This window comes from Acinetobacter bereziniae (genome assembly GCF_016576965.1).
Taxonomy (GTDB): domain Bacteria; phylum Pseudomonadota; class Gammaproteobacteria; order Pseudomonadales; family Moraxellaceae; genus Acinetobacter; species Acinetobacter bereziniae.
The window spans coordinates 4,059,864-4,081,671 of sequence record NZ_CP066119.1 but is presented as its reverse complement, the minus strand read 5'-3'; the positions used below and the strand labels follow the sequence as shown (position 1 = coordinate 4,081,671).

Below are 21,808 nucleotides of genomic sequence, written 5' to 3'. Positions count from 1 at the left end.
GAGAATATCATCATCAATGCTCAGTATAAAAACCCCGTTAATACAGTCACTCGTTTTAAGTCAAATCAATCAATGTCAGGTATGGCTAAAAATGGAGGCTTTACAACCTGCTGCTTCTTTTAAACAGCGAAGTATTAGTTATGCTTGTCAAAAATATTTTGAGCAAGGCGCTCAGCGATTTGTCAGCTCTTCAGGGGGAAATGCTGGTTTAGCGGTTGCTTATACAGGACGACAACTCGGTGTTCCTGTAACAGTCGTTGTTCCTGAGACTACAGCACAACGCGCTCGAGAATTGATTGCTCAACAAGGCGCTGAAGTGATTGTACATGGTGCTTCATGGGGTGAAGCGAATGCATTAGCACAGTCTTTATTAACACAAAACGATGTTTTTATTCACCCTTTTGATGACCCACTGTTATGGGAAGGTATAATCCCAATGATTGATGAAGTGATTGCTGAGGGGGTTATACCTGATGCCGTCGTTTTATCAGTTGGTGGTGGAAGCCTACTTTCCGGTGTGGTTGCTGGTTTAAATAAACATGGGCTAGGGCATGTTCCAGTTTATGCTGTTGAAACACAGGGCACAGCATCTTTAAATGCATCAATGATGGCTAAGCAGCATATTGAGTTGGATTGTGTAAGCGGTATAGCGACCACTTTGGCTGCAAAAAAAGTCTGTCAAAATGCATTTGAACTGAGTCAACAATTTGATGTACACAGTCGAATTGTTTCAGATCAAGAGGCTGTCAATGCATGTCTAAAGTTTGTTGATGATCATCGTCTTTTGGTTGAACCCGCATGTGGCGCAACACTATCTGTACTTTATGATCAAAAAATTCAGTTTAAATTATCTGATCAGGTTTTGGTTATAGTCTGTGGTGGAGCAGGTATCACCTTAGAGACATTACAAGGATTTAATGGATAAACTGATTGAATCAGGCATAAACCTTAGATATTTTTTGAATGGAATATTTTGATTATTGAGTAGACGATAAAATGATACAAGCTGTATTATTTGATTTAGATCAAACACTTTTAGATCGAACTTCCTCACTTGTGCAATTTTTAAATTGGCAACTCAATACATTAACCCTTGTTCCACTGTCACAACAGCAAAACTTTATTCAACGTTTTATTGCTCTCGATGCGAATGGTGCTGTGTGGAAAGACAAAGTTTATGCACAACTCATTCAAGAGTTTCAGATTTCCAAATATACAACAGAAGATTTGCTCGCGAGTTATATTCAAGATTTCAACAAGTTTTGTGTAGCTTTTCAAAGTGTTGATTCGGTACTTGATCGATTGGTTAAGACTAATTTTTCGCTTGGGCTCATTTCTAATGGTCGGAGCCCATTTCAAGAGCGTAATTTTCAGGCATTAGGATTAGAGAAGCTTTTCTCTAGCATTATCGTTTCAGAAGCCGTTGGGTTAAGAAAGCCTGATCCCAAAATTTTCCTGTTGGCGTGTCACCAACTTGAACTTTTGCCTGAGCAATGTATTTTCGTGGGTGATAATGAAGTTGTTGATATTGTGGGAGCAAAATCTGTCGGTATGCAGACCATTTTATTTGATCCAGAACAAAAAGTAATATCGACACAAGCAGATCATCGTGTAAAGTATTTTCAAGACATACTTAGTATTTTAAAAATAAAATGAACAGATTATATAAGCATGGCATAGTACGACTTCAGGTTTTATTTTTATTTGGAGTCGTATTTCAATTCAGTGTATTTACACATGCCGAAACACAGCAATCAGCACCATTACCTTATGAGGTGCAGGTGGAAACAAAGCCAAAAATTTATGACCCAGCGACACAGTCGCGGATTCGAGTCTATCGAAAGGGTGCGACAAAAACTTTAATTCAACATTCATTTGATTGTGTAGGAAGAAAAGCTGGGATACGGGATTACTTAAGTGGAAATGGTGCATTATCTGCGCTAAAAGCGTACGCGAGAATCACCTTTAATATCGAAGAAGGGATGCCACGTAGTGCAATCCAGAAAGAAGCTGAAAGCAATGCGATGCGAACCTACCAACTGATTTCCTATAAAGAGTTTATTTTAAATGCAGATCAACCAGTGAATTTATATGGTTTTGTATTTGGAGCGACTGATTCATCTCGGACGAAAGCACAAGTGATTGATCAATGTGTGGATGCTGTTGCTTCTTTTAGACCTCAGGCTGGGCATGATTACGAAATTTTAGGTCAATATCAAAATAACCAATGCCAATTTCAAGTATTTGATCTCAAAACCAATGCTCAAATCTCAGTTTCTGACAAACTTTATACTTGCCCTGAAAAGTCATGGAAGTTTTGGAAAAAGGACCATTAGATGAAGTGTTTGATTCATATTTTTGGGTTGATGTTGACTGTGACTGTTCCTAATTTTACTTGGGCATCTTATGTCAACCACTGCTTATTGAGTGCTAAGGTCTTAGATGTTAAAACCCCAACAATAGCTAACGTTAACAATCAGCACCAAGATAAGCTTGTTAAAAGTCAATTATTCATCAACATAAAAGTGCTTAAAGCAGAAAAGCATGGAAGAGCTGATAGTGGATGTCAAACATTCGTCAATCAAACCATGAAAATAAAAATTGAACATCCACTTCCAGTGACTTTAAGAAAAGGTCAAATCATTGAGATAGAAAGTATCACCAAAGATGCATTTCCTCGTGAAGGGTATGACACAACATACTTGTTGAAGACAAACTAAACTAAAAAGACTTTATGCTTGTTTGGAAAATCTTTCCCAATCTTCGATGGCTTTGCGACCACAATCCAAGCCAACCTCATAGGTATATTGCAATTTTCGTTTATCCTTGCATAAACGACCAGCTAACATTTTATCGTCAGGTGGACAAACTTCTAAAATACCTTGCTGATTATTTTGAAGCATAAAGTCGACAGTTGCGTTGTAACGTTGGCAACGTTGCTTAAGACTATCTGAAAATCCAGCATATTGATTCATTAAATATTTGGCAAAAAATTGGTCTGCTTTGCTACTGGCTTTGAAATAACTTTGGGTTCGAGTACGTATAACCAATAAGTTTTTAATATTACTTTGCTGAGCTGCCCATTGCACTGGAAGAGCATCTGCGACACCACCATCAAAATAAGGTTCACCAAAAATCTCAACAGCTTTCCTTGTAAGATAGGGAATAGAGCTTGAGGCACGTAACCCCTCAATAATATTGTCTTTCCCTGCACGTAAATATTCGGCATGACCAGATCGAGCATGAGTCAAGACCATGTAAAAATCAGGATTTTGTGCAAACAGCGTGTTTTGATCTAAAGGGTTTTCCTTTTCAACAGTATCCCACATCCACTGCATATCTAATAAATCACCGCCTTTAAAGAAACGACCATAGCGGATAAATTCAGGACGCAGTGAATGGTCGAGGTATAGTTCAATATTGCGACCGTGTTGCTTGGCAAGATAATTAGCAAGATTGGTTGAACCTGATGAAACACCCACAAATAGATCAAATGGATTGAAGTTTTGTTGAAGAAAAGCATCGAGTACGCCACAGGTAAACGCGCCACGCATACCGCCCCCTTCTACAACAAGGGCATTACGTAAATTAGTCATCATTGGTTACTTAACGAGAAGATTCTGTATGGCTATCATTATGAGGCATATTTTTCATTTGTTGATCAGACATTTGCTTATCATGGTTTGAGTGTTCAGATTCTGTGTGTGCTGTTGTATGAGAGCTTACTTTGTTTTGTTGACTCGGCATGTAATCAGGTTCATTACTTACAGCCATATAGAAAAACAATAGGAAAAGACAACTAAAAATCGTAGCAAAAATAACAGCTTTCGATTTCCATAACGGTTTTTTGGGAGTTTTTATATCGTTCATAGGAAAATGCCTAATAGAATGAACTATAGCAATTATTTTATCTCAAAAATTCTATTGATAGTGTAGCTTGAAGAAGAAAGGCATAAAATAAATATGACTTTCTAGTTAGAGAAGAATTAAGAGTGATTAGCGTTAAGATTTAGCCTATGGTAGCTCAACTTTCCATCCTTCAAATCATATAAATTCCTATCATTTTTTTAACTCATTTCTCAATGTTTATAACATCAACATTTAAATTAAAGCTTAAAATATCAAAATAATAATGAGATTTAGTTTCTTTATTTTTATTTAACTTTTCAACAAATAATAAAAAAATGTATTTGAATTTAAGGACTTTAGTGTATGAAATTGTTTCTTTGAATAGAAAAAAAATGATTTTGATTTATAATAGGCTCAACTAAAAATGAATAAATTATTAAAATGAATAGCTTAGTAAATAGTATTTATAAAGTATTGGATCAGTTAGGATTAACCGCTCAAAAAAGAGCTTTGCATATTCAGTTCAGCAATCCTGATTTGACTGCCCAAGTGTTCTTGCAACGTATTGATGGACAACATGCCATCAATCAAGGCGTGTCTGTGGAACTGATCTGTCTTGCAACATCTGCAAATATTCCACTCAAACAGTTTATCGGTTGCCAAGCTGCAATCGACCAAGTCACCGACCGAGGACAACTGTTCCGTACCACAGGCATCATTACCGAAGCTGCACAGGGACAAAGTGATGGTGCACTGACGGTCTATAAGCTCAAACTTGAGGATGCGACATCACTGTGGCATAAACGCCGTAATAGCAGAGTGTTTATGAATAAGTCAGTGATACAAGTCATTGAAATACTTCATAAAGAATGGCAGCAAAGAAGTCCGCTGTTTGCTGCTAGTTTGAGTTTAGATAAAACTGGGCTGACCAAAGACTACGATGTTCGTCCATTGATTATACAGATGAACGAAAGCGACCACGATCTACTCACTCGTTTGATGAGAAGTGAAAATTTAAGCTGGTTGATTGATGAAGCAGAACTTAATGTTGCCAACATTTCAGCACCGATCCAAGCTCAAAAACTACGTTTAATTGATGACAACAGCCAATACACTGCGCTAGAACGCAGAAGCATCCGCTTTCACCGCAGCTCCGCGGTAGAACAGCAAGATACTATTACCACATTTACAGGTATACGTTCACTCCAACCGACTTCAGTACATATTCACCGTTGGCAAGCTGATATTCTTGAAACCGAAGAAGGTGCTGGCAATGTACAAAGCAGACATCAGCACAGTGACCAGTACGACAACGCCAGTCTAGGCTTAGAACAAGTATGGCACTTTAGCCCTGCATGGATACCTGACCTGAATGGGGAAGATGGTGCAACGGCATCAGGCAACAGTCAGATCGAACGCTTTAACCAAAACCTCAGCAACTACTACGATGCCCAAGCCAAACAATTCACGGCAATATCGACGGTACGAGATGCACAAGTCGGCTATTACCTTGAGCTAAAAGGGCATCCTCAAATCGATCAAAAAGATTCTGCCGATCAGCAGTTCTTGATCATCTCCAAAAACTTTTATAACCAAAATAATTTACCCAAAGACCTCAACGAACAAATCAATCGTTTAGTTGAACACAGCCATTGGCAGCTCACCAGTATCCCCACAAACAACAGTGAAGAACGCCAAGCCAATCAGCTGATCTTACAACGCAGAAACATCAGTACAGCGCCAGAATACAACCCACTCAAACACCGTCCAGTGGCGTATCCACAACGCGCCAAAGTGGTTGGTCCGAGTGGAGAAGAAATCCATGTAGATGAATGGGGACGCATCAAGGTTCGCTTCCTCTTTACCCGAAATGAAGACCACAGTCACGATGGTGGTGCAGGCTCGAATGACAATGATACCGACTCAGCTTGGGTTGATGTCTTGACCCCATGGGCAGGCGAAGGTTATGGAGCTCGCTTCCTACCAAGGATAGGAGAGATTGTTGTTATCGACTTCTTTGATGGCAACATTGACAGACCATTTGTGGTGGGTCGAATCCATGAAGCGCAACGCAGCCCGAGCAAGTTTGATGACCAAGGCAAGTTGCCCGATACCAAGAAGTTGGCAGGGATTAAAAGCAAGGAATATCAAGGCAGTGGCTATAACCAACTGAGATTTGATGATACCACCAACCAGATCAGCAGTCAGTTACACAGTAGTCATGGCGCAACTCAACTCAATCTTGGCAACCTCAGTCATCCAAAAGAGACAGATAGTAGTGAAGGGCGAGGAGAAGGCTTTGAGCTAAGAACGGATCAATGGGGTGCGGTACGTGCAGGTCAAGGCTTACTGCTGAGTACGCATGCACAAGATGGGGCATCAGGTAATCATCTAGATACAACCGCAGCCAAAAGTCAGCTAGAAAGTAGCCTGAACAATGCCAAAGCCTTAAGTGAAGTTGCCAAGAACCAACAGACCGATCCTTTAGAAGTCTTGAATGAGTTAAAACAATTCCTGAATCAAATAGAAAAAGGTGAAAAAGATAAAGCCGATGCATTTAAACAAGCCTTGATGGTTTTAGCCTCGCCCAATTCAATTGGCTTGTCGAGCAATGAAGACATTCATGTCTCTGCGGATAAACAAATTAGTCATAGTGCGGGGGATAGCGTCAATCTGAGTACGCAAAAGAATTTCTTGGTGCATGCACAAAACAAGATCAGTATGTTTGCAGCACAGGAAGGCGCAAGGCTTTATGCTGGAAATGGTAAAGTGGAGATTCAAGCCCAAGGAGATGGTGCAGATTTGATTGCCCGTAAAGGTATTCAGATTATTTCGACTGAAGATGTAATTGAAGTCAAAAGCCTAAAAGAAATTATTCTTACATCTGGCACTTCACAATTAAAAATTAATGGCTCAGGCGTATTTGTGACGACTGGTGGTATGTTTGAGGTTAAGGCTGGACAGCACAGTTTTATTGGTGGAGCAAAAGTAGATTATTCATTGCCTACTTTCTATGAAAATATCTGTAAGCCATGCCTTTTAAATGCCGCAAAGTTTGGAATGGCATTTGTAGATAAATAAAATGAAAAGAGAAATTATTCCATTTAAACCGATACAGCGCTGCATCGAAGATTATCAAGATGACTTGAATATGTATTTAATCTTGGATGCAGCACAAGTTTCAGATCAAGCCCTGTCATTTATTCATGAGTTTCAAAATGACTCAAGGATAGAATTCTATTCCTTATTTTCAGGTACCACAGAGGGGAATGCACCTTTTGAAGTCGCACCTGTTCTTTTACTCATCCATGATTCAGATCTTTTCAATGATGAGAGATTTAACTTTATTCATCAAACCTGGAAAGACGAACAGGCGCTCAATATTGTATTGAGCTCATTAGATCTGACTCAATTTGTTAAGAAAATGAAAAGTTATTTAACGGTTGAGTTTCCTGATGGAACCCAAAAATTATTTAGATGGTTTGACCCAAGAATCATCAAGAAAATTAATAAAATACTGCAAGATGAACAGGTTGATGAATTTTTTCAAGGCATTGAGCGTTGGGTGATTGCAATTCGAAATTATCAGGATGTGCATACGAATCAATTAATGATATTGGAGCATGCTTGATGTTTGTATTGAGCCAAAAAAAACTATTTGAACTTGATGTTGAACAAAACAAAGAGTTTTTATACGACTTAGTTTATGAAATTATTAAGGAAAATCCAGTATTAAAGCTGAATGGTCAATTCGATCAGTTATTAGGACCTATCCAGACGCTAGTTGATCAATATCTTGAAAAAGGAATCAACCAAATCAACACACTCAAATATATGGTGAAAAGCCATGTGTATTTGGGAATGGATTATCCAACTGATCCGCAATTTGTTTGGATTGAAAATGAAATGCAGCATCACGATATTGGGGAGCAAGTCACTTATGTCGAGGCTTTCGATAAACTTTTAGAAGACTATAAGAAACGTGTTTTAGGGCAAGATTTCAACTTTTTTTTAACAGCAATAGCTCAATTAAAACAGAATCTTAGTCAAATAGATCATCGAGAAAAATTTTCAATTCTTTATCCAGAAAAAGCTGAGTTTTTAAGAGAAAAAGGTGTATTTGATTCGCTTCAAGATCATTATTCAAATGATCTTCAATCTTATAGCGCATATGTGCTAGGAAATGAGTTTAATCAAAATGTCTTTATAAAAAATATAACGTATTTGGAGGTGTAAGATGGGTGTGGGTGGCGCAAGTCCGACAGCGGGTACTTCGTGTGCAACGTGTTTGAAAAAATTTTTAGTACATTTTCGTAGACCTCAAGACTATAGTGGTAACTATGGCTTTGATTGGTTGAGAGATGACTATATTTATGCGAATAAATTTATTGCAGAAGCAAGTAATGCGAAAAAACCTCTTTGTGTTGACGTACAAAAATTAAAAAATGAATATAAAACTGATGTTAAAAATCCAATCTCACCTTATGGACAAGAATACTTTCCTGCTTGGTTAAGTCTATTTTCTTATATTGAGGATTCTAATAGCCCACATATATCAAAGATGACAAAAGATGGAGTAAAATTAGATTTATTTATAGAAGAAATAGAACCTTTAAGTAATGATGGAACAGAATTGATTTTTGAATGTCAAAATAACTTTATTCAACTATCACCTAAACAAATCCTTTTAGTAAATGCACTTAAAAAGAAAGTAAAAGATTCAGATGGAAAAAAACAATACTATCATCTGGTTCGTAGTATTTTAATTAAATGTCAAGGTGGATGGTTAAATGACCATGAGGAAATTAAAGTATTTGCAAAGAAAGGAAGTGTGAAAGTTGAAGTAGGAAAATTAATGCTCTATAAGAATAGCATTGTGAAACATGCAGATATTATATTGATTCCAGTTGTTACTGAATATAGAGGTGGAAAACCAGTTCTACCTGATCGTGTAGATGCTTATGAATATCTGATAAAACGTATAGCATTTAATCAGGCATTGATTCGTGCAGAAATTAAAAGAGAGGCGGTGTTAGACTTAACAAAGTATCAGAATGATCCTTTAGTAAATTTTATTCAAGGAGCAACTAGCAAAACACAAGCTTCTAATTTCGCAAGAGTTTTACGAGAATTATATAATAAGTATGGTCCAATACAGGTTAATGGTGGAATTGATCAAAATGGAAATGGAATATCAAATAGTAAGAAAACATTCGTTTTCTTAACTACAAAGCAGACAGAAGCTGGAGGTGTTTGTACACTTGATGGTCATGTCTGGGGGGATATGGTTATTGTTTTTAAATCAAATTTGAATCATGCACATTCTTATCCACATGAGCTTGGTCATTCATTTTCATTACCTCATACATTTCAAAAGGGAAGTATGGCAAAACACACTTTTTATCGTGGTTCGACTGAAAACTATATGGATTATATGACAGATAGTTTGGGAAATAACAACCCTTTTCATACTGATAAAAAGTCATTTACATTTTTTAAATGGCAGTGGGATATCATGCGCCAAGACAAAAGTATGAATTGATAAAATGATGGAGAATCGTTATGAATATTTATTTTAAGATAAGTTTTTTAATATGCTCTTTTTTTATTTCATCTTGTAGTTCTGGAAATAACTCAGAGAAGAAATTCATTAAAAGAGAAAAATCTGTTTATGTCTTTGAAAATAAGAATGATATAGAGTTAAGTTCTGAAATAAACTACTCAAGGTTTGCTCCAGTAAATCAACTTAAATTAAAAGAGATACCAATCAGTTTAGGTAAAATAATAAATAATATTGAAAAGAAAGGATATAAAAATAGTGATGAATTAATAAATGAAAAACATTTTGAAGTTATTGATTATGGCTTAACTATGAAGAAAATATACTTTTTTAATAATGGGGGGGATGTGCCAGATTTTTTTTCTGAGATTTATGCAACAAATTCTAAATTTAATCAACTCAAAAGTGTTAGATTGAATTTGAGTATGGGATATAATGGAAATAAATTTGAAGAAATAAATTTGGATACAGAAATTCCTGTATCTCTGATTTCGTCGTTGGATATTGCTGATGAAGATGAGTCGAGATATATATATCAAACAATTTTGAATAAGCATGTTTTAAATATAAGAAATAATATAAATGAATATTGTAAGTACTTGGTGACAACAAGAATAAATTTTAAAGATTATTGGTTGGAATTAAATACAGAACGTATAAAAAATAATACTTACTTTAATATTTATAAGAGTGAAGATAATCCTAAGAAGTGTGATTTCTAATAAATTTAGTAATTTAAAGAAAAAAATTTCTACATTTAATGGAGAATATGAGTTTTGAAAGCGAATTTTTTTTTATAGTTTTTTTTATTTTGTGTGTGTCTTGTTCTTCTGAAAATAAAGGGGATACTCAATTAGAGGCTCATAGTGTCAATAAAAAGAATATAAATGATCCATGTTTTAATTCAGATTGTACTCCAGAGAAATTTAATTCGCCTTACTATAAAATTCCATATGAGAAGTTAAAGGATCTTGAGTTTTTAAATTATGAAAATTTTGCTACTGTCTTATTAAGCAAAGATGTCTTGAGTAGTGAAATTTTGAAGGGATATAGTTTTAAAGATAAAGATAACTCAAATTATATAGATCTTGAAAATGAAGCTATGTTAACAATCAATCCAAATCTATCAACAGGCAAGGTTAAATCGATAGATTATGAATTTTTAATGTGTTCATCAATTCAATTAATAGATAAAGATAGAATAAAAAAAATTATAAACATTTTTAAAAATACTAAAGTTAATGAAGGTTTTTTTAAATTTGATATTAATAACATTAAGGAAGGTTTTTTAACTAATACAATTTACAATGGAGATAAGATTGTTTATGAAATTTCATGTGATATTAAGTCACAGAATGGTCAATTTCATATTTATAGAAAATAAATTTTAAGTGATTTAAAATAATGATTTTTAATAAGGGTAATTACAAGATATATTTAGGGTTGGTTCTAGCTTTTACTGTTGGTTGTGATGGTAAAGTAATAACGAATAATAGTAAAGATATAGATTTGATAAATAAGTTCTGTCTAAATAAAGAACCTAATGTAAATCTGGATATAAACAAGTATTTACCTTCGGAAAGTTTAATGGAAAATCCTATAAAGAAGAATTTAGGAATAAGTGTAGTGAATTTTTTTGATAAAATTCAAAATGGAAAAACATTGGATAATATGAATATATATGAAAATCAGGGGTATATTTATATTATTGATGATAATTATGATTCAATAGGTAGGATTATAATAATTCCAGATGGAGAATATGTCAAATATATTAATTTAGAAGTTAGATCTGCTCCTGATATTTTTAAAAAAGAAATTTTAAAGAAAACGATAGTAGGTGTAATAAATGTGTTGAATAATCATGGTGATTCAGAGATCGCGTATAATAAGATGTTAGGAGACTTGTTGGTAAATATGAAGAATGGTGTGTTTAATTTAAAAAATGGTATCTATTCAGGGTCTTTTAAAGATAATGAAATTGTATATGAGATTTCAACAATTAATAAAAAATTTATTGCTTCTAAAGTTGCTAGTGGTGAAATTAAGGATGTTAATTGTAAAACTAGAAAATACCATAATTATAGTGATATAGAGCTTTCGTTTTTTTCAATATATAGAAAATAATTAATATATTTTATAGTTTTTAGGCAGTGTTTTTATGAAATTTTTAATTTTGATATTAACGATTTTTTTAATAAGCGCATTTGCTTTTTTATTTAAATCGAATAATAGTGATTGTAAGGTAAGGAATAGTGAAAATTCAGATGCTGGGAATAGTTACGATGTTCGAGTAGGTAGGAATATATCATTATTCGTTGAAAATAATAAAATTTATCTAAATTATAATCAAAATGAAATTATAAAAAGGTATTTTGAGTTAAATAGTCATTATTTAATATTGAAAGTTTTACATAGTCTTTCTCCTGAAGTTGGATTTGCAGATGGTACTGTTAATAATAGTGTGAAGAGGAATTTTGATTACATTTCCGACCTTTTAGCTAATAGTAATTTAAAGGGTAATCATATATTTTTTAGTAGCGATAACTATGTTTCTTATAATGAAAATATAGAAGAAAAAATTGTGTCTATGATTGAGGATCAGATTTATGTGGTAAGTGGTGAGAAAGTGGGTAGTGTTGATTTAAATAGTAAAGTTAATGCTTTTATAAGGAAATTACAATGTGGTGATTCAAATATGCCTGAAGTGGAAGAATGGAATATAAATGATATGCATATTATTTTAGAGGCTGATGGGAAACAAATTAAAAATAGTAAATATAATAGTTTGAACTTTTTTATTTATTTTACAAGGAAAACGGATAAAAAGTATGAAACATCAATATATTAGTTTTATTTATGTGGTGGTTAATTTTGTTTTAATTTATGTAGCATATGATGAGGTGTAATATTGATCAAGATAATTTTAAGTCTCATACTAAGCTTTTCTCTATTACAATGCTGTTCATCTAAAGAAGTATTAAGTTACCTATGCAAAGTTGATGGTAAAAAAGCTAAAGAAGAGAAATATCAAAATATAGAAAAGAATCTGTCTAGAGCTATTAATTTATTTGTTGTGGATAATGATTTGTATTTGGACTATAATTTTAAAAAAATATATAACAAGTATAAAGAGATGAAATCAAATTATCTAAAGTTAAAAGTTATAGATCGATTATCTGCTGTACAAGGTTTTGATAATGGAGTCGTTCATAATGAAAATTTTGAAGATAACGACCATCATATGTCTACGCTAGAAGTACGAACTACTGGGCAAGGTCCAAACACAAACTTTTACTCCAGTGATAATTTTGTGCCATTTGATGATAATATCCATAAAAATATTAATCAATCAATTACAGACCAAGCTTTTCTAATAGGTATTGCAGCTTTAGACAAGAAAAATATTAATGAATTCATTGAAAATTTTTTAACCAAAGGGCGCTGTCAAGGTGGAGATAAATATGGAAAAGTTATTTCTGAAAGAAATTTTAATGGTGTTCATATCATTTTAGAGTCTGAGCCAGAGTGGTTTGTAGGAAAAGGGCAAGTCAATAGTTTTGCTTATACTGTTTACTATACCAAGGTGACAGATAAAATTTATGAAAAATCATTGTATTATTAAAATTAAAGCCATATTTGTAATACTTTTTTCTCTGGCATGCTATGGCTGTAAGAATAATATTGAAGATTCTAAAAAATATTATATTTTTAAGAGTACTACAGAACATCAAGTCGTTCCAGAAATAGATTTCAGTAAAAACTCACCTGTAAATCAACTTAAATTGGAAGAGATTCCTGTTAGTTTTTCTAAAATCGAAAATGCAATCTTAACTTCAGGATACATTGAATCAAATAAAGATGCTTCAATAGTTCATAAACGATATGAAATAGAACCAAACTCATATGGTATAAATAAGATTTTCTTTTATAGTCAAGGTTTTGAACTACCTGAAATTTCTTCTACAGTGTATTCAAATGGAGAAAATTTAAAGTATCAACGTAAGATCGTTATTTATTTGGGTCATGATTTTGACAAATCTACTGGAAAATATAAAAAAATTAATTTGAATCCAGAAGTTCCCATTATTTATGCTAAAGTTTTAGGGCTAAATAAGACAGATTCAAAGAAAGTATATGAAAAATTACTACATGAACATATTGCTGATATAGAGAATGGAATAAATAAATATGGAGATTTTTTAGTCACAAATAGAATTAAAATTGCTGATTATTGGTTTGAATTCAATACTGAACAAACACATAATAATACTACTTTTTATATTTACAAAACCAATGGTACACCTAGGGTAAATGCTACTGAATAATATAACTTTTAATTGTGAAAATTTAAAATGGGTAAAATATTTTTAATTGTTATTCTTGCTTTTTTATTATCTTATGATTTTAATGCGAAACCTAGTGTTTACTTAAAAATTATGGGAGAGTATGAGCACAAAATAAATGATCCTTGTTTAAGTGCAGATTGTACACCTAGAGCTTTATTCACACCATATCATCGTATTGTTTTTACTGAAGGAAAAAGAATTGATAAGGTTGTGTTTAAAGATTTTATTGGTGGTTTGGTCTATAAGAAAGTCATAACTGAAAATGATTATAGAAATGTAAATTTTGATGATAATTTTAATTCTTTGACTATTTTAATTAGAAATTCTATTCTAATTGTTAATCCAGATTCAGGCGGTTCAGGTGTTAAATCTATTGAATATAGATTTGAGAACTGTAATCAAATTTCTGATTTTGATAAAAATAATGTCAGGAATATTCTAAATTTAATTAATTTTGATAAAACAGATAAAGATTTTTATGATTTTAGCAAGAATGGTGGTGAAATAATGATTAATAATTTTTACGAGAAGGGAGTTGGCTTGGAGGTGAATTGTGATCCAAACAATAATTCTGGACAAGTAAATATATATCGCAGATAAATATTAATTTTTTTGTTTCAAGTGATTTTTTGGTTAAGTTTATGAAATATAATATTTTTGTTTGGAGTGGGGTGGTATTTTTAATTAGTACTTCTGTATCGTACTATAGTTATGGAACGAATGTAGATCAGCGTTTTTTTATTTTTGAAGATAAAAATAAATCAGTCTTATCAACAGAAATAAATTATTTAAGATTTGCACCAGTCAATCAGCTGAATTTGAATGCAATGCCAAGATAATCCCCCCTCAAAATAATTGAACTCAAAAGTAGAAAATCGAATAATCCTGTTCAATGAGATTTTTTATGAAAACATCTAAATATTCAGACAGCTTAATCATGAGTATTTTAAAACAAGCTGAATCAGGAACACCTGTGCCTAACTTATGCCGTGAACATGGTATGAATTCCGCTACATTTTATAAATGGAAAGCGAAATATGGAGGTATGGATATTTCAATGATGACACGACTTAAAGAATTAGAAGCTGAAAATGCTCGTCTGAAACGTATGTATGCTGACGAACGCCTTAAAGCAGATATTCTTCAGGATGCACTGTCAAAGAAGTTATAAAGCCTGCACAACGTAAATCTCTTGCTCAGCGAGCTGTTGAACAATTTAAGATTTCAGTGAGTAAAGCTTGCTTTATATTTCAACTTAGTCAAACCTGTTATCGTTATAAAGCTCAATTAGATGAGCAAAATAAGATGATTGCAGACTGGCTACTGAAGCTCACCAACGAGAATAAGACTTGGGGCTTTCAGCTTTGCTTCTTGTACCTACGTAATGTCAAAGGCTACTCATGGAACCATAAAGGTGTTTACCGAATTTATAAGGAGCTTGAGCTTCACCTACGAATTAAACCAAACAAACGCATTCAGCGAATAAAGCCTGAACCGCTTACAGTTCCATCAGCACCAAATGAATCGTGGTCAATGGACTTTATGCATGACCAACTGAGTGATGGTCGCAGTTACCGAATTCACAATGTTATTGATGATTATAACCGTGAGGCATTGGATATATTGATTGATTTTTCTTTGCCAGCTCAACGAGTACTGAGGGGATTAGACCAATTAATTGCATGGCGAGGTAAGCCAAAGCGTATCCGTAGTGATAATGGACCCGAGTATGTTAGTGATTTAATGCAAGCATGGTGTACTCAACATGGAATTGAGCATGTATTTACCCAACCTGGTCATCCACAACAGAATGCTTATGTCGATCGCTTCAACAGGACGGTGAGATATGAATGTTTGAATCAATATTTATTTCGAGAGCTTGAAGAAGTTGAAGACTATACAACAATATGGCAACACTTTTATAATCATGAACGACCACATATGTCAGTTGATGGTAAACCACCTTAATTTAAACAGTGATAAGGACTTTGGCTTTTCTACTTATTAAATCAATTAAAAATGGGAGTATTACCCCAATAATTTTAGATAAAGTTATAAAAAATATCGAAAAATTCGGATATGTGAATAATGAAGTAGCCAAAAACAGTCGACACTTTGAAGTGATTTCATATGGCGGAACAGTAAAGAAAATCTATTTTTTTGATGGTGTCAGTGATACACCAGAGCTCTTCTCTGAAATTTATGCAGCGAATCCTAAATTCAATAAAATCAAAAGTATTCGATTAAATCTGAGTGCAGGGTATAATGGAAATAGATTTGAAAAAATCAATATAGATACTACTATTCCTATAAGTCTTGTTTCATCATTAAACATAGTTGATGAAAAGAAAGCGAAAAAAGTATATACATCACTAATGAATCAGCATCTTTTAAATATCAAAAACAATGTGAATGTATATTGTAATTTTTTAGTGACGACTAGAGTAAATGTTCAAGATTATTGGTTGGAATTTAATACTGAACGCATAAAAAATAATACCTATTTTAATATTTATCAGAGTAAAGAAGTGCCTGAGAAGTGTGATTTATGAAATTATTTACTTGGCTGATTTGTTTGATCCCTTTACTTACATCTTGTGATGATTATAAGAAATCTGATTGTGATCATGATTGTACACCAAGAGAGCTATCTACGCCATATTATAATTTACCCTTATATAGTAAGCTGGATTTGCAAAGTGTAACAGTTGCTAGCTTAAAGGATTATTTAATTAAAATTGAAATCGTAAAAGTTGAAAAATTAAAAAATTACGATGAAAATGATATTGATAATTCAAAATATATCCAGTTAGAGGAGTCCTCAATGTTAATTGTAAATCCATCACAAAACCCTGGTAAGCTAAAATCTATTGATTATTTATTTCCAAATTGTAATAAAATTTCAAAAAATGATTTAAATAATATTCTGAAGCTTTCAAATTTTTTAATAACTGAAAAATATGATATAAACTCTTTGTTTAATTTTGCATTTGAAAAAGATGAAATTTCAACAAATCAAGTCAAGCTTAAGACACATACTATAGTTGAAGCATCATGCGATCCAATTGACTCTTCTGGTCAATTCCATATCTATCGAGAATAAGCTATATTAGCAACACCAAAATAGATAATATATAACATGTCAAATTTACAACAACTTTTTGTTCAAACTCAAGAAAACTACGAATTGATCCCTGATTTCATTGATCAACTTTTAGCATCAGAAATTTATTGTCTAGCGACGCAGGACAAAGACAAGAACGTTGAATTCCGCATTTTGGAAACACCAGAAGGTGATCAAGCCATTCCATTTTTTATTGAACTTGAAACCATTCAAAATGATATTGGTGTAGATGTTGAATATATTGCTTTGAATACTCGTCAGTTTTTTGAAATGACTAAAGGGGCAACCTTAGTATTGAACCCAACCTCAGCATTATCAAAAGAATTCCAACCCGAAGAGATCAAAGCTATTTTAGAAATTGATCAAATAGACTCTAATAATTTAAGCATTTAATTTTTCGAGTACTTCATCAATTTTTTTCAAACGCTTAATTTCATCCCACAATGCCTTGGCTTCGGGGTAATGCTTAGACATCATTCCAAGCCATTGTTTATAACGCCCAACCATATTCATTTCTTTTTTATAGGTGCCGTTCAAAAAACGAATCTGTAAATTTAATAATTCTGACCATGTAATCAGCGGCTCATCTGTATTTTTACGGATGCATTGTGTTAAGTCTGGTGTCGTGACTGCACCACGCCCGATCATTAAATCTTCGCACCCTGATTCAAGTTGGCATTGCTTGGCATCGGCATTGGTCCAAATTTCACCGTTGGCAATCACATTGATTTTAATGGCTTCACGAATAGGTTGAAGTTGATCCCAAAAAGCAGGTGGCGTATAACCGTCCGCTTTGGTTCGAGCGTGTACTGTAAGCCATGAAGCGCCAGCATCTTCTATGGCATGCGCATTTTCAAGGGTAAAGTTTCGATCCATGTAACCCAAACGCATTTTGGCAGAAACTGGAATGTGTTGTGGAACAGCATCACGTACTGCTTTAACCAACTCATGTACAACCTCAGGCTCATCGAGAAGTACGGAACCTCCTCGATGACGGTTGACTGTTTTTGCAGGGCAACCAAAATTCATATCGATGGCAGGTGCGCCCAGTTCGGCAGCACGTACGGCATTGGCAGCCAACATTTCAGGATTATTTCCTAGAAACTGTACATGTACAGGTGTTCCAGCAGCAGTTTTCCCTTCATTTTTGAGCTCTGGGCAGTAGCTATGGTAAATATGATCAGGTAGGACAGAGTCTGTTACACGGATAAACTCAGTCACGCACCAGTCGAAACTACCGACATGCGTTAAAACATCACGCATGATGGGGTCAGTTAAGCCTTCCATGGGAGCAAGAATGAGTTTCACAGTGGAGTTACCCGATCAGATAAAACAGCGTTATACGCATTTTTGAAATAGATGTCTACTCATACAAATATAATCTGGCAGCGCTTGTCAATTTGAGGAGGCATTGTTAATTTGGAAAGATTGAGAAATTCATCTATAGGGTTTTAAGCTTGAAGTTTTGTATAGAAAGCTTAATTTTTAACTTAAGAATAGGGCGTGTTGACACTTTTAGATTAAAAAATAGCGAAGTAGTAAAATTAAATCGCCAAACCCAATTCTACTATTCGCTATGCCTCGTACCATGTTAACAGATCAACACTGGCAAAAGTTGAAAGCTATTTTGCGTAATTTATCCATTCATCTCAACTCAAATTTAAGAAATTTTATTGAAGCGATTCTTTATAGGATTAGAACTGGGTGTCCTTGGCGTGACATACCCACTTGCTTTGGACAACCGAACTCTATTTTTAAACGTTTTAATCGTTGGTCTAGCAGTGGTAAGTTACTCACTATATTTAAATTATTATCGCTGAATACAGATATGGAATGGCTGTTCATCGATGGTTCTCATATTCGCGCTCATCAACATTCAGCGGGTATCGCTGATCAGGCAATCTCTAAAAGTGCTGGAGGAAACTCCTCCAAAATACATTTAGTTGTAGATTCAAATGGGAATCCTATTGATTTCATTATTACTGATGGAACCACACATGATGTTAAGGTCGCACCTGATTTAATTTCAAAACTCAATTTAAATGAGGCAGAGATTGTATGTGCAGATAAAGGTTACGATTCAGAGCCATTAAGACAGCAGATTAGAGCAACTGGAACAAAAGCGAATATACCTAAAAAATCCAATAGCCAATCAAACAATGACCATATGGATTGGTATTTATATAAAATCAGGCACTTAGTAGAAAATATGTTTTGTAGGTTAAAGCAATTTAGAGGGATAGCCACTCGATACGACAAGTTAAAACGGAACTATGAAAGTTCTGTTGCATTAGCTTGTATATTTTTATGGCTCCCCTTGTAGGTTAAATTATGAACCCTAAATGTCAACAGACCCTAATATTACTCATCTAATTCATATAAAACGATTTTTTCCGCTTCTGTGTCAATATATTTATTTAACAATACAAAAACCGCATACTCTCGCGAAGTGCTCTGTTTATCAACGATGCAAAATCATTTCTAAAACGAATTTAGAACCAATAAATCCAATTGCCAGTAAGAAGAATCCAATCATGGTAAAGCGAATGGCTTTTTGACCACGCCAACCAAACTTATAGTGACCGATTAACAATGCACCATATACAAACCAAGACACAATACTAAAAACTGTTTTATGCGCTAAGTGTTGGGCAAAGAAATCATCAATAGTAAAGAAACCAAAACATAAGGCTACCGTGAGTAGAACAAAGCCTGTGATTAACATATCAAAAAGTAAAGATTCCATTGCTTGATAGGCGGGAAGGAAATTCACCCAAATACGTTTTTTCTGTTTCTTTTTTAATTCACGATTTTGAAACCAAATCAGTACAGCTTGTATGGTTGCCATGAGTAAAACTGCATAGGCGGATAAGGACAAGATGATATGAATGTCTAATCCTAAAGAGTGCTGTTCGATGAATTGATCGGGTTTACTAAAGCCAAAACCTAAAATCAATCCAAAAGCAGCAACGGGAATCCCAATCAAATTGAGTGAAAGTACAGGTCGATAGGTGCTGTACAACATACTTAAAAGTAACATTAATGCGGAGGTAAACGACATCAAATTAAAGACGTCATAATTAATCCCTAGTGGTGTAAGTATATCGTTATGCAGTACACTTGCATGTAATATCAGCCCTAAACCTGACACGATGCCAATAAACCAAGGGTTTGCAGGACGTTTAGACATTAAGTGCATAAACAAATACCAAAACGAAGAGGTATAGGCAATTAATGCTAAAATCGTATAAACCAAGGGTAGGCTAATCATGTCAAACCTTTTTCAGGATGATGAATATTCATGCTATATGATATAAATTCTATGTGAACTACAGTATCCTATAGCATCTTGAGCATAAATTTTCTATTTTAAGAAAGATTTTTTTGCTACTAGCTATTTTAAGCGGATTTTGCAATGTTTGATACCTTAACAGAACGACTCACGCAGAGTCTCAGAAATGTTACTGGCTCTGGGCAGCTAACCGAAGATAATATTAAAGATACCTTACGTGAAGTGCGTATGGCACTTCTTGAAGCCGATGTTGCTTTGCCTGTAACTCGTGAGTTTATTGCGAAAGTTAAGGAAGAAGCATTGGGACAAGAGGTGATGACCCAGCTTTCACCAGGTCAGGCTTTCGTTAAAATTGTTTATGATGAACTCACCAAAATGATGGGTGAGGCGAATGAAAGCCTAGATTTAGCTGCTAAACCACCAGTTGTGATTCTTTTAGCAGGTTTGCAAGGTGCTGGTAAAACCACCACTGCTGCAAAACTTGGACGTTTCTTAAAAGAACGTCAAAAGAAAAAAGTCGCCATGGTTTCTGCCGACGTTTATCGCCCTGCCGCAATTAAACAGCTTCAAACGGTTGCTGGTGAAGTTGGTGTTGATTTTATTGAGTCAGATGCTGCTGAAGATCCAATTAAAATCGTACAGCGTGCCATCGGGCAAGCCAAAATTAATTTTAACGATGTTTTGATTGTCGATACCGCAGGTCGTTTACATGTCGATGATGACATGATGGACGAGATCAAAGCATTACATGCAGCAGTTGCACCAACAGAAACACTGTTTGTTGTCGATGCAATGACAGGTCAAGATGCTGCAAATACAGCCAAAGCCTTTAATGATGCATTGCCACTTACAGGGGTCATTCTGACTAAAACTGATGGTGATGCGCGTGGTGGTGCAGCGCTTTCAGTACGTGCAATTACAGGTAAGCCAATCAAATTCTTAGGTATGGGTGAAAAACTCGATGCCTTAGAACCATTCCACCCAGAGCGTGTTGCACAACGTATCTTAGGTATGGGTGATGTGCTTTCTCTTGTCGAAGAAGTTGAACGTAAAATCGACAAAGAAAAAGCCGAGAAGATGGCGAAAAAATTGCAGAAAGGCGGAAACTTCAATTTTGAAGATATGCTGATGCAATTTGAACAAATGAACAAAATGGGCGGAATGATGGGCTTCTTAGATAAGTTGCCTGGCATGAGTAATTCAGGGATACAAGACGCGATTGCACAAGCAAACCCTGAAAAACAAGTGAAAAAAATGGAAGCGATTATTCAATCGATGACCATTAAAGAACGCCGCAACCCTGATTTGATGAATCCAAGCCGTAAAAAGCGTATCGCTGCTGGGTGTGGTATGGATGTTGTTGAAGTGAATAAACTGATTAAACAACATGCACAAATGGCGAAAATGATGAAAAAATTCGCCAATCCATCGGGTATGGCAAAAATGATGCGTTCTTTGAGTGGAATGCAAAAGCAATTTGGTGGCGGTGGTGGTATGGGACCACTATTTGGAAATAATGATAAGAAGTAAGTCTCTATTTCCTCTATAAAAAGCGCCTTAGGGCGCTTTTTTGTTAACTAAAAACAACATACTTCTCCTTATTCTTTAGATATTCTGATGTAATTACTTAGATA

The 21,808-nt window shown here is 34.3% G+C and carries 26 protein-coding genes; 22 read left to right on the top strand and 4 right to left on the bottom strand.

All coding sequences use genetic code 11. From position 1 onward, the window contains the following. The first annotated feature begins 16 nt into the window (after positions 1-16). The 4 genes from I9192_RS19050 to I9192_RS19035 all read left to right on the top strand — a co-directional run bounded on the left by I9192_RS19050 (position 17) and on the right by I9192_RS19035 (position 2,720). A complete protein-coding gene (locus I9192_RS19050; RefSeq protein WP_151807403.1) occupies positions 17-925 on the top strand; it encodes a pyridoxal-phosphate dependent enzyme in 909 nt (302 codons plus the stop codon). Positions 926-996: 71 nt separating this feature from the next. After that, positions 997-1,656: an HAD family hydrolase gene (locus I9192_RS19045; RefSeq protein ID WP_005031220.1), complete on the top strand. Its 660-nt coding sequence runs from the start codon at positions 997-999 to the stop codon at positions 1,654-1,656. Further along, complete coding sequence (locus tag I9192_RS19040) at positions 1,653-2,336, top strand: hypothetical protein (RefSeq protein ID WP_005031219.1); 684 nt, start codon at positions 1,653-1,655, stop codon at positions 2,334-2,336. Before I9192_RS19045 ends, I9192_RS19040 begins: the two co-directional genes overlap by 4 nt. Continuing rightward, complete coding sequence (locus I9192_RS19035; RefSeq protein WP_005031218.1) at positions 2,337-2,720, top strand: hypothetical protein; 384 nt, start codon at positions 2,337-2,339, stop codon at positions 2,718-2,720. Between the two features lie 12 nt (positions 2,721-2,732). Here I9192_RS19035 and I9192_RS19030 read toward each other — a convergent pair whose 3' ends face one another. Next, complete coding sequence (locus I9192_RS19030) at positions 2,733-3,599, bottom strand: patatin-like phospholipase family protein (protein ID WP_200149995.1); 867 nt, start codon at positions 3,597-3,599, stop codon at positions 2,733-2,735. Between the two features lie 7 nt (positions 3,600-3,606). Further along, a complete protein-coding gene (locus I9192_RS19025; RefSeq protein WP_004830319.1) occupies positions 3,607-3,870 on the bottom strand; it encodes a hypothetical protein in 264 nt (87 codons plus the stop codon). A 420-nt stretch (positions 3,871-4,290) separates the two neighbouring features. Between I9192_RS19025 and I9192_RS19020 the strand changes: the two genes are divergently transcribed. The 16 genes from I9192_RS19020 to I9192_RS18945 all read left to right on the top strand — a co-directional run bounded on the left by I9192_RS19020 (position 4,291) and on the right by I9192_RS18945 (position 17,275). Then, on the top strand, positions 4,291-6,930 hold the full coding sequence (locus tag I9192_RS19020) for a type VI secretion system Vgr family protein (protein ID WP_010590858.1): 2,640 nt from the start codon (positions 4,291-4,293) through the stop codon (positions 6,928-6,930). Between the two features lies 1 nt (position 6,931). Further along, on the top strand, positions 6,932-7,480 hold the full coding sequence (locus tag I9192_RS19015) for a DUF4123 domain-containing protein (RefSeq protein WP_005031207.1): 549 nt from the start codon (positions 6,932-6,934) through the stop codon (positions 7,478-7,480). Further along, on the top strand, positions 7,480-8,085 hold the full coding sequence (locus I9192_RS19010) for a hypothetical protein (RefSeq protein ID WP_005031205.1): 606 nt from the start codon (positions 7,480-7,482) through the stop codon (positions 8,083-8,085). Before I9192_RS19015 ends, I9192_RS19010 begins: the two co-directional genes overlap by 1 nt. Position 8,086: 1 nt before the next feature. Continuing rightward, positions 8,087-9,391 carry a hypothetical protein gene (locus tag I9192_RS19005; RefSeq protein WP_200149994.1) on the top strand — a complete coding sequence of 435 codons (1,305 nt, stop codon included), beginning with the start codon at positions 8,087-8,089 and terminating at the stop codon, positions 9,389-9,391. A gap of 20 nt (positions 9,392-9,411) precedes the next feature. Continuing rightward, positions 9,412-10,131 carry a hypothetical protein gene (locus I9192_RS19000; protein WP_005031201.1) on the top strand — a complete coding sequence of 240 codons (720 nt, stop codon included), beginning with the start codon at positions 9,412-9,414 and terminating at the stop codon, positions 10,129-10,131. A gap of 47 nt (positions 10,132-10,178) precedes the next feature. Continuing rightward, complete coding sequence (locus I9192_RS18995) at positions 10,179-10,793, top strand: hypothetical protein (RefSeq protein WP_010590856.1); 615 nt, start codon at positions 10,179-10,181, stop codon at positions 10,791-10,793. Positions 10,794-10,813: 20 nt separating this feature from the next. Beyond that, positions 10,814-11,536 (top strand): hypothetical protein, encoded by a 723-nt coding sequence (locus I9192_RS18990; protein ID WP_005031198.1) that lies wholly within the window; start codon positions 10,814-10,816, stop codon positions 11,534-11,536. A gap of 34 nt (positions 11,537-11,570) precedes the next feature. Next, a complete protein-coding gene (locus tag I9192_RS18985) occupies positions 11,571-12,260 on the top strand; it encodes a hypothetical protein (protein WP_200149993.1) in 690 nt (229 codons plus the stop codon). 60 nt (positions 12,261-12,320) lie between these two features. Next, a complete protein-coding gene (locus I9192_RS18980; RefSeq protein WP_005031196.1) occupies positions 12,321-13,034 on the top strand; it encodes a hypothetical protein in 714 nt (237 codons plus the stop codon). Then, positions 13,012-13,737, top strand: a complete 726-nt coding sequence (locus I9192_RS18975) for a hypothetical protein (protein ID WP_005031195.1) — start codon at positions 13,012-13,014, stop codon at positions 13,735-13,737. Before I9192_RS18980 ends, I9192_RS18975 begins: the two co-directional genes overlap by 23 nt. Positions 13,738-13,764: 27 nt before the next feature. Next, positions 13,765-14,358 carry a hypothetical protein gene (locus tag I9192_RS18970; protein ID WP_005031194.1) on the top strand — a complete coding sequence of 198 codons (594 nt, stop codon included), beginning with the start codon at positions 13,765-13,767 and terminating at the stop codon, positions 14,356-14,358. A gap of 41 nt (positions 14,359-14,399) precedes the next feature. Beyond that, positions 14,400-14,597, top strand: a complete 198-nt coding sequence (locus I9192_RS18965) for a hypothetical protein (RefSeq protein WP_005031193.1) — start codon at positions 14,400-14,402, stop codon at positions 14,595-14,597. 65 nt (positions 14,598-14,662) lie between these two features. Further along, positions 14,663-15,726 (top strand): IS3 family transposase gene (locus I9192_RS18960; protein WP_128080853.1). Its coding sequence is split into 2 segments (ribosomal slippage): positions 14,663-14,915 and positions 14,915-15,726, totalling 1,065 coding nucleotides; the frame shifts between segments, so codons are not numbered across the junction. A 20-nt stretch (positions 15,727-15,746) separates the two neighbouring features. Then, complete coding sequence (locus I9192_RS18955; RefSeq protein WP_010590854.1) at positions 15,747-16,310, top strand: hypothetical protein; 564 nt, start codon at positions 15,747-15,749, stop codon at positions 16,308-16,310. Beyond that, the gene (locus I9192_RS18950) at positions 16,307-16,861 is read left to right on the top strand and encodes a hypothetical protein (protein ID WP_005031187.1); all 555 of its coding nucleotides are present in this window, start codon (positions 16,307-16,309) and stop codon (positions 16,859-16,861) included. Before I9192_RS18955 ends, I9192_RS18950 begins: the two co-directional genes overlap by 4 nt. Before the next feature lie 36 nt (positions 16,862-16,897). Continuing rightward, positions 16,898-17,275: an SseB family protein gene (locus tag I9192_RS18945; protein WP_004830305.1), complete on the top strand. Its 378-nt coding sequence runs from the start codon at positions 16,898-16,900 to the stop codon at positions 17,273-17,275. On the opposite strand, the gene I9192_RS18940 is transcribed toward I9192_RS18945, so the two are convergent. After that, entirely contained in the window at positions 17,264-18,190 is a 927-nt protein-coding gene (locus tag I9192_RS18940) for a tRNA dihydrouridine synthase (RefSeq protein WP_010590853.1), read from the bottom strand. The genes I9192_RS18945 and I9192_RS18940 overlap by 12 nt on opposite strands. Positions 18,191-18,458: 268 nt before the next feature. Between I9192_RS18940 and I9192_RS18935 the strand changes: the two genes are divergently transcribed. Then, positions 18,459-19,205 carry an IS5-like element ISAbe13 family transposase gene (locus I9192_RS18935; protein WP_058971775.1) on the top strand — a complete coding sequence of 249 codons (747 nt, stop codon included), beginning with the start codon at positions 18,459-18,461 and terminating at the stop codon, positions 19,203-19,205. A gap of 138 nt (positions 19,206-19,343) precedes the next feature. On the opposite strand, the gene I9192_RS18930 is transcribed toward I9192_RS18935, so the two are convergent. Further along, entirely contained in the window at positions 19,344-20,153 is an 810-nt protein-coding gene (locus tag I9192_RS18930; protein ID WP_004830303.1) for a cytochrome C assembly family protein, read from the bottom strand. A 144-nt stretch (positions 20,154-20,297) separates the two neighbouring features. On the opposite strand from I9192_RS18930, the gene ffh reads away from it, so the two are divergent. Continuing rightward, a complete protein-coding gene (gene ffh / locus I9192_RS18925; RefSeq protein ID WP_004830302.1) occupies positions 20,298-21,704 on the top strand; it encodes a signal recognition particle protein in 1,407 nt (468 codons plus the stop codon). Positions 21,705-21,808 lie beyond the last annotated feature (104 nt).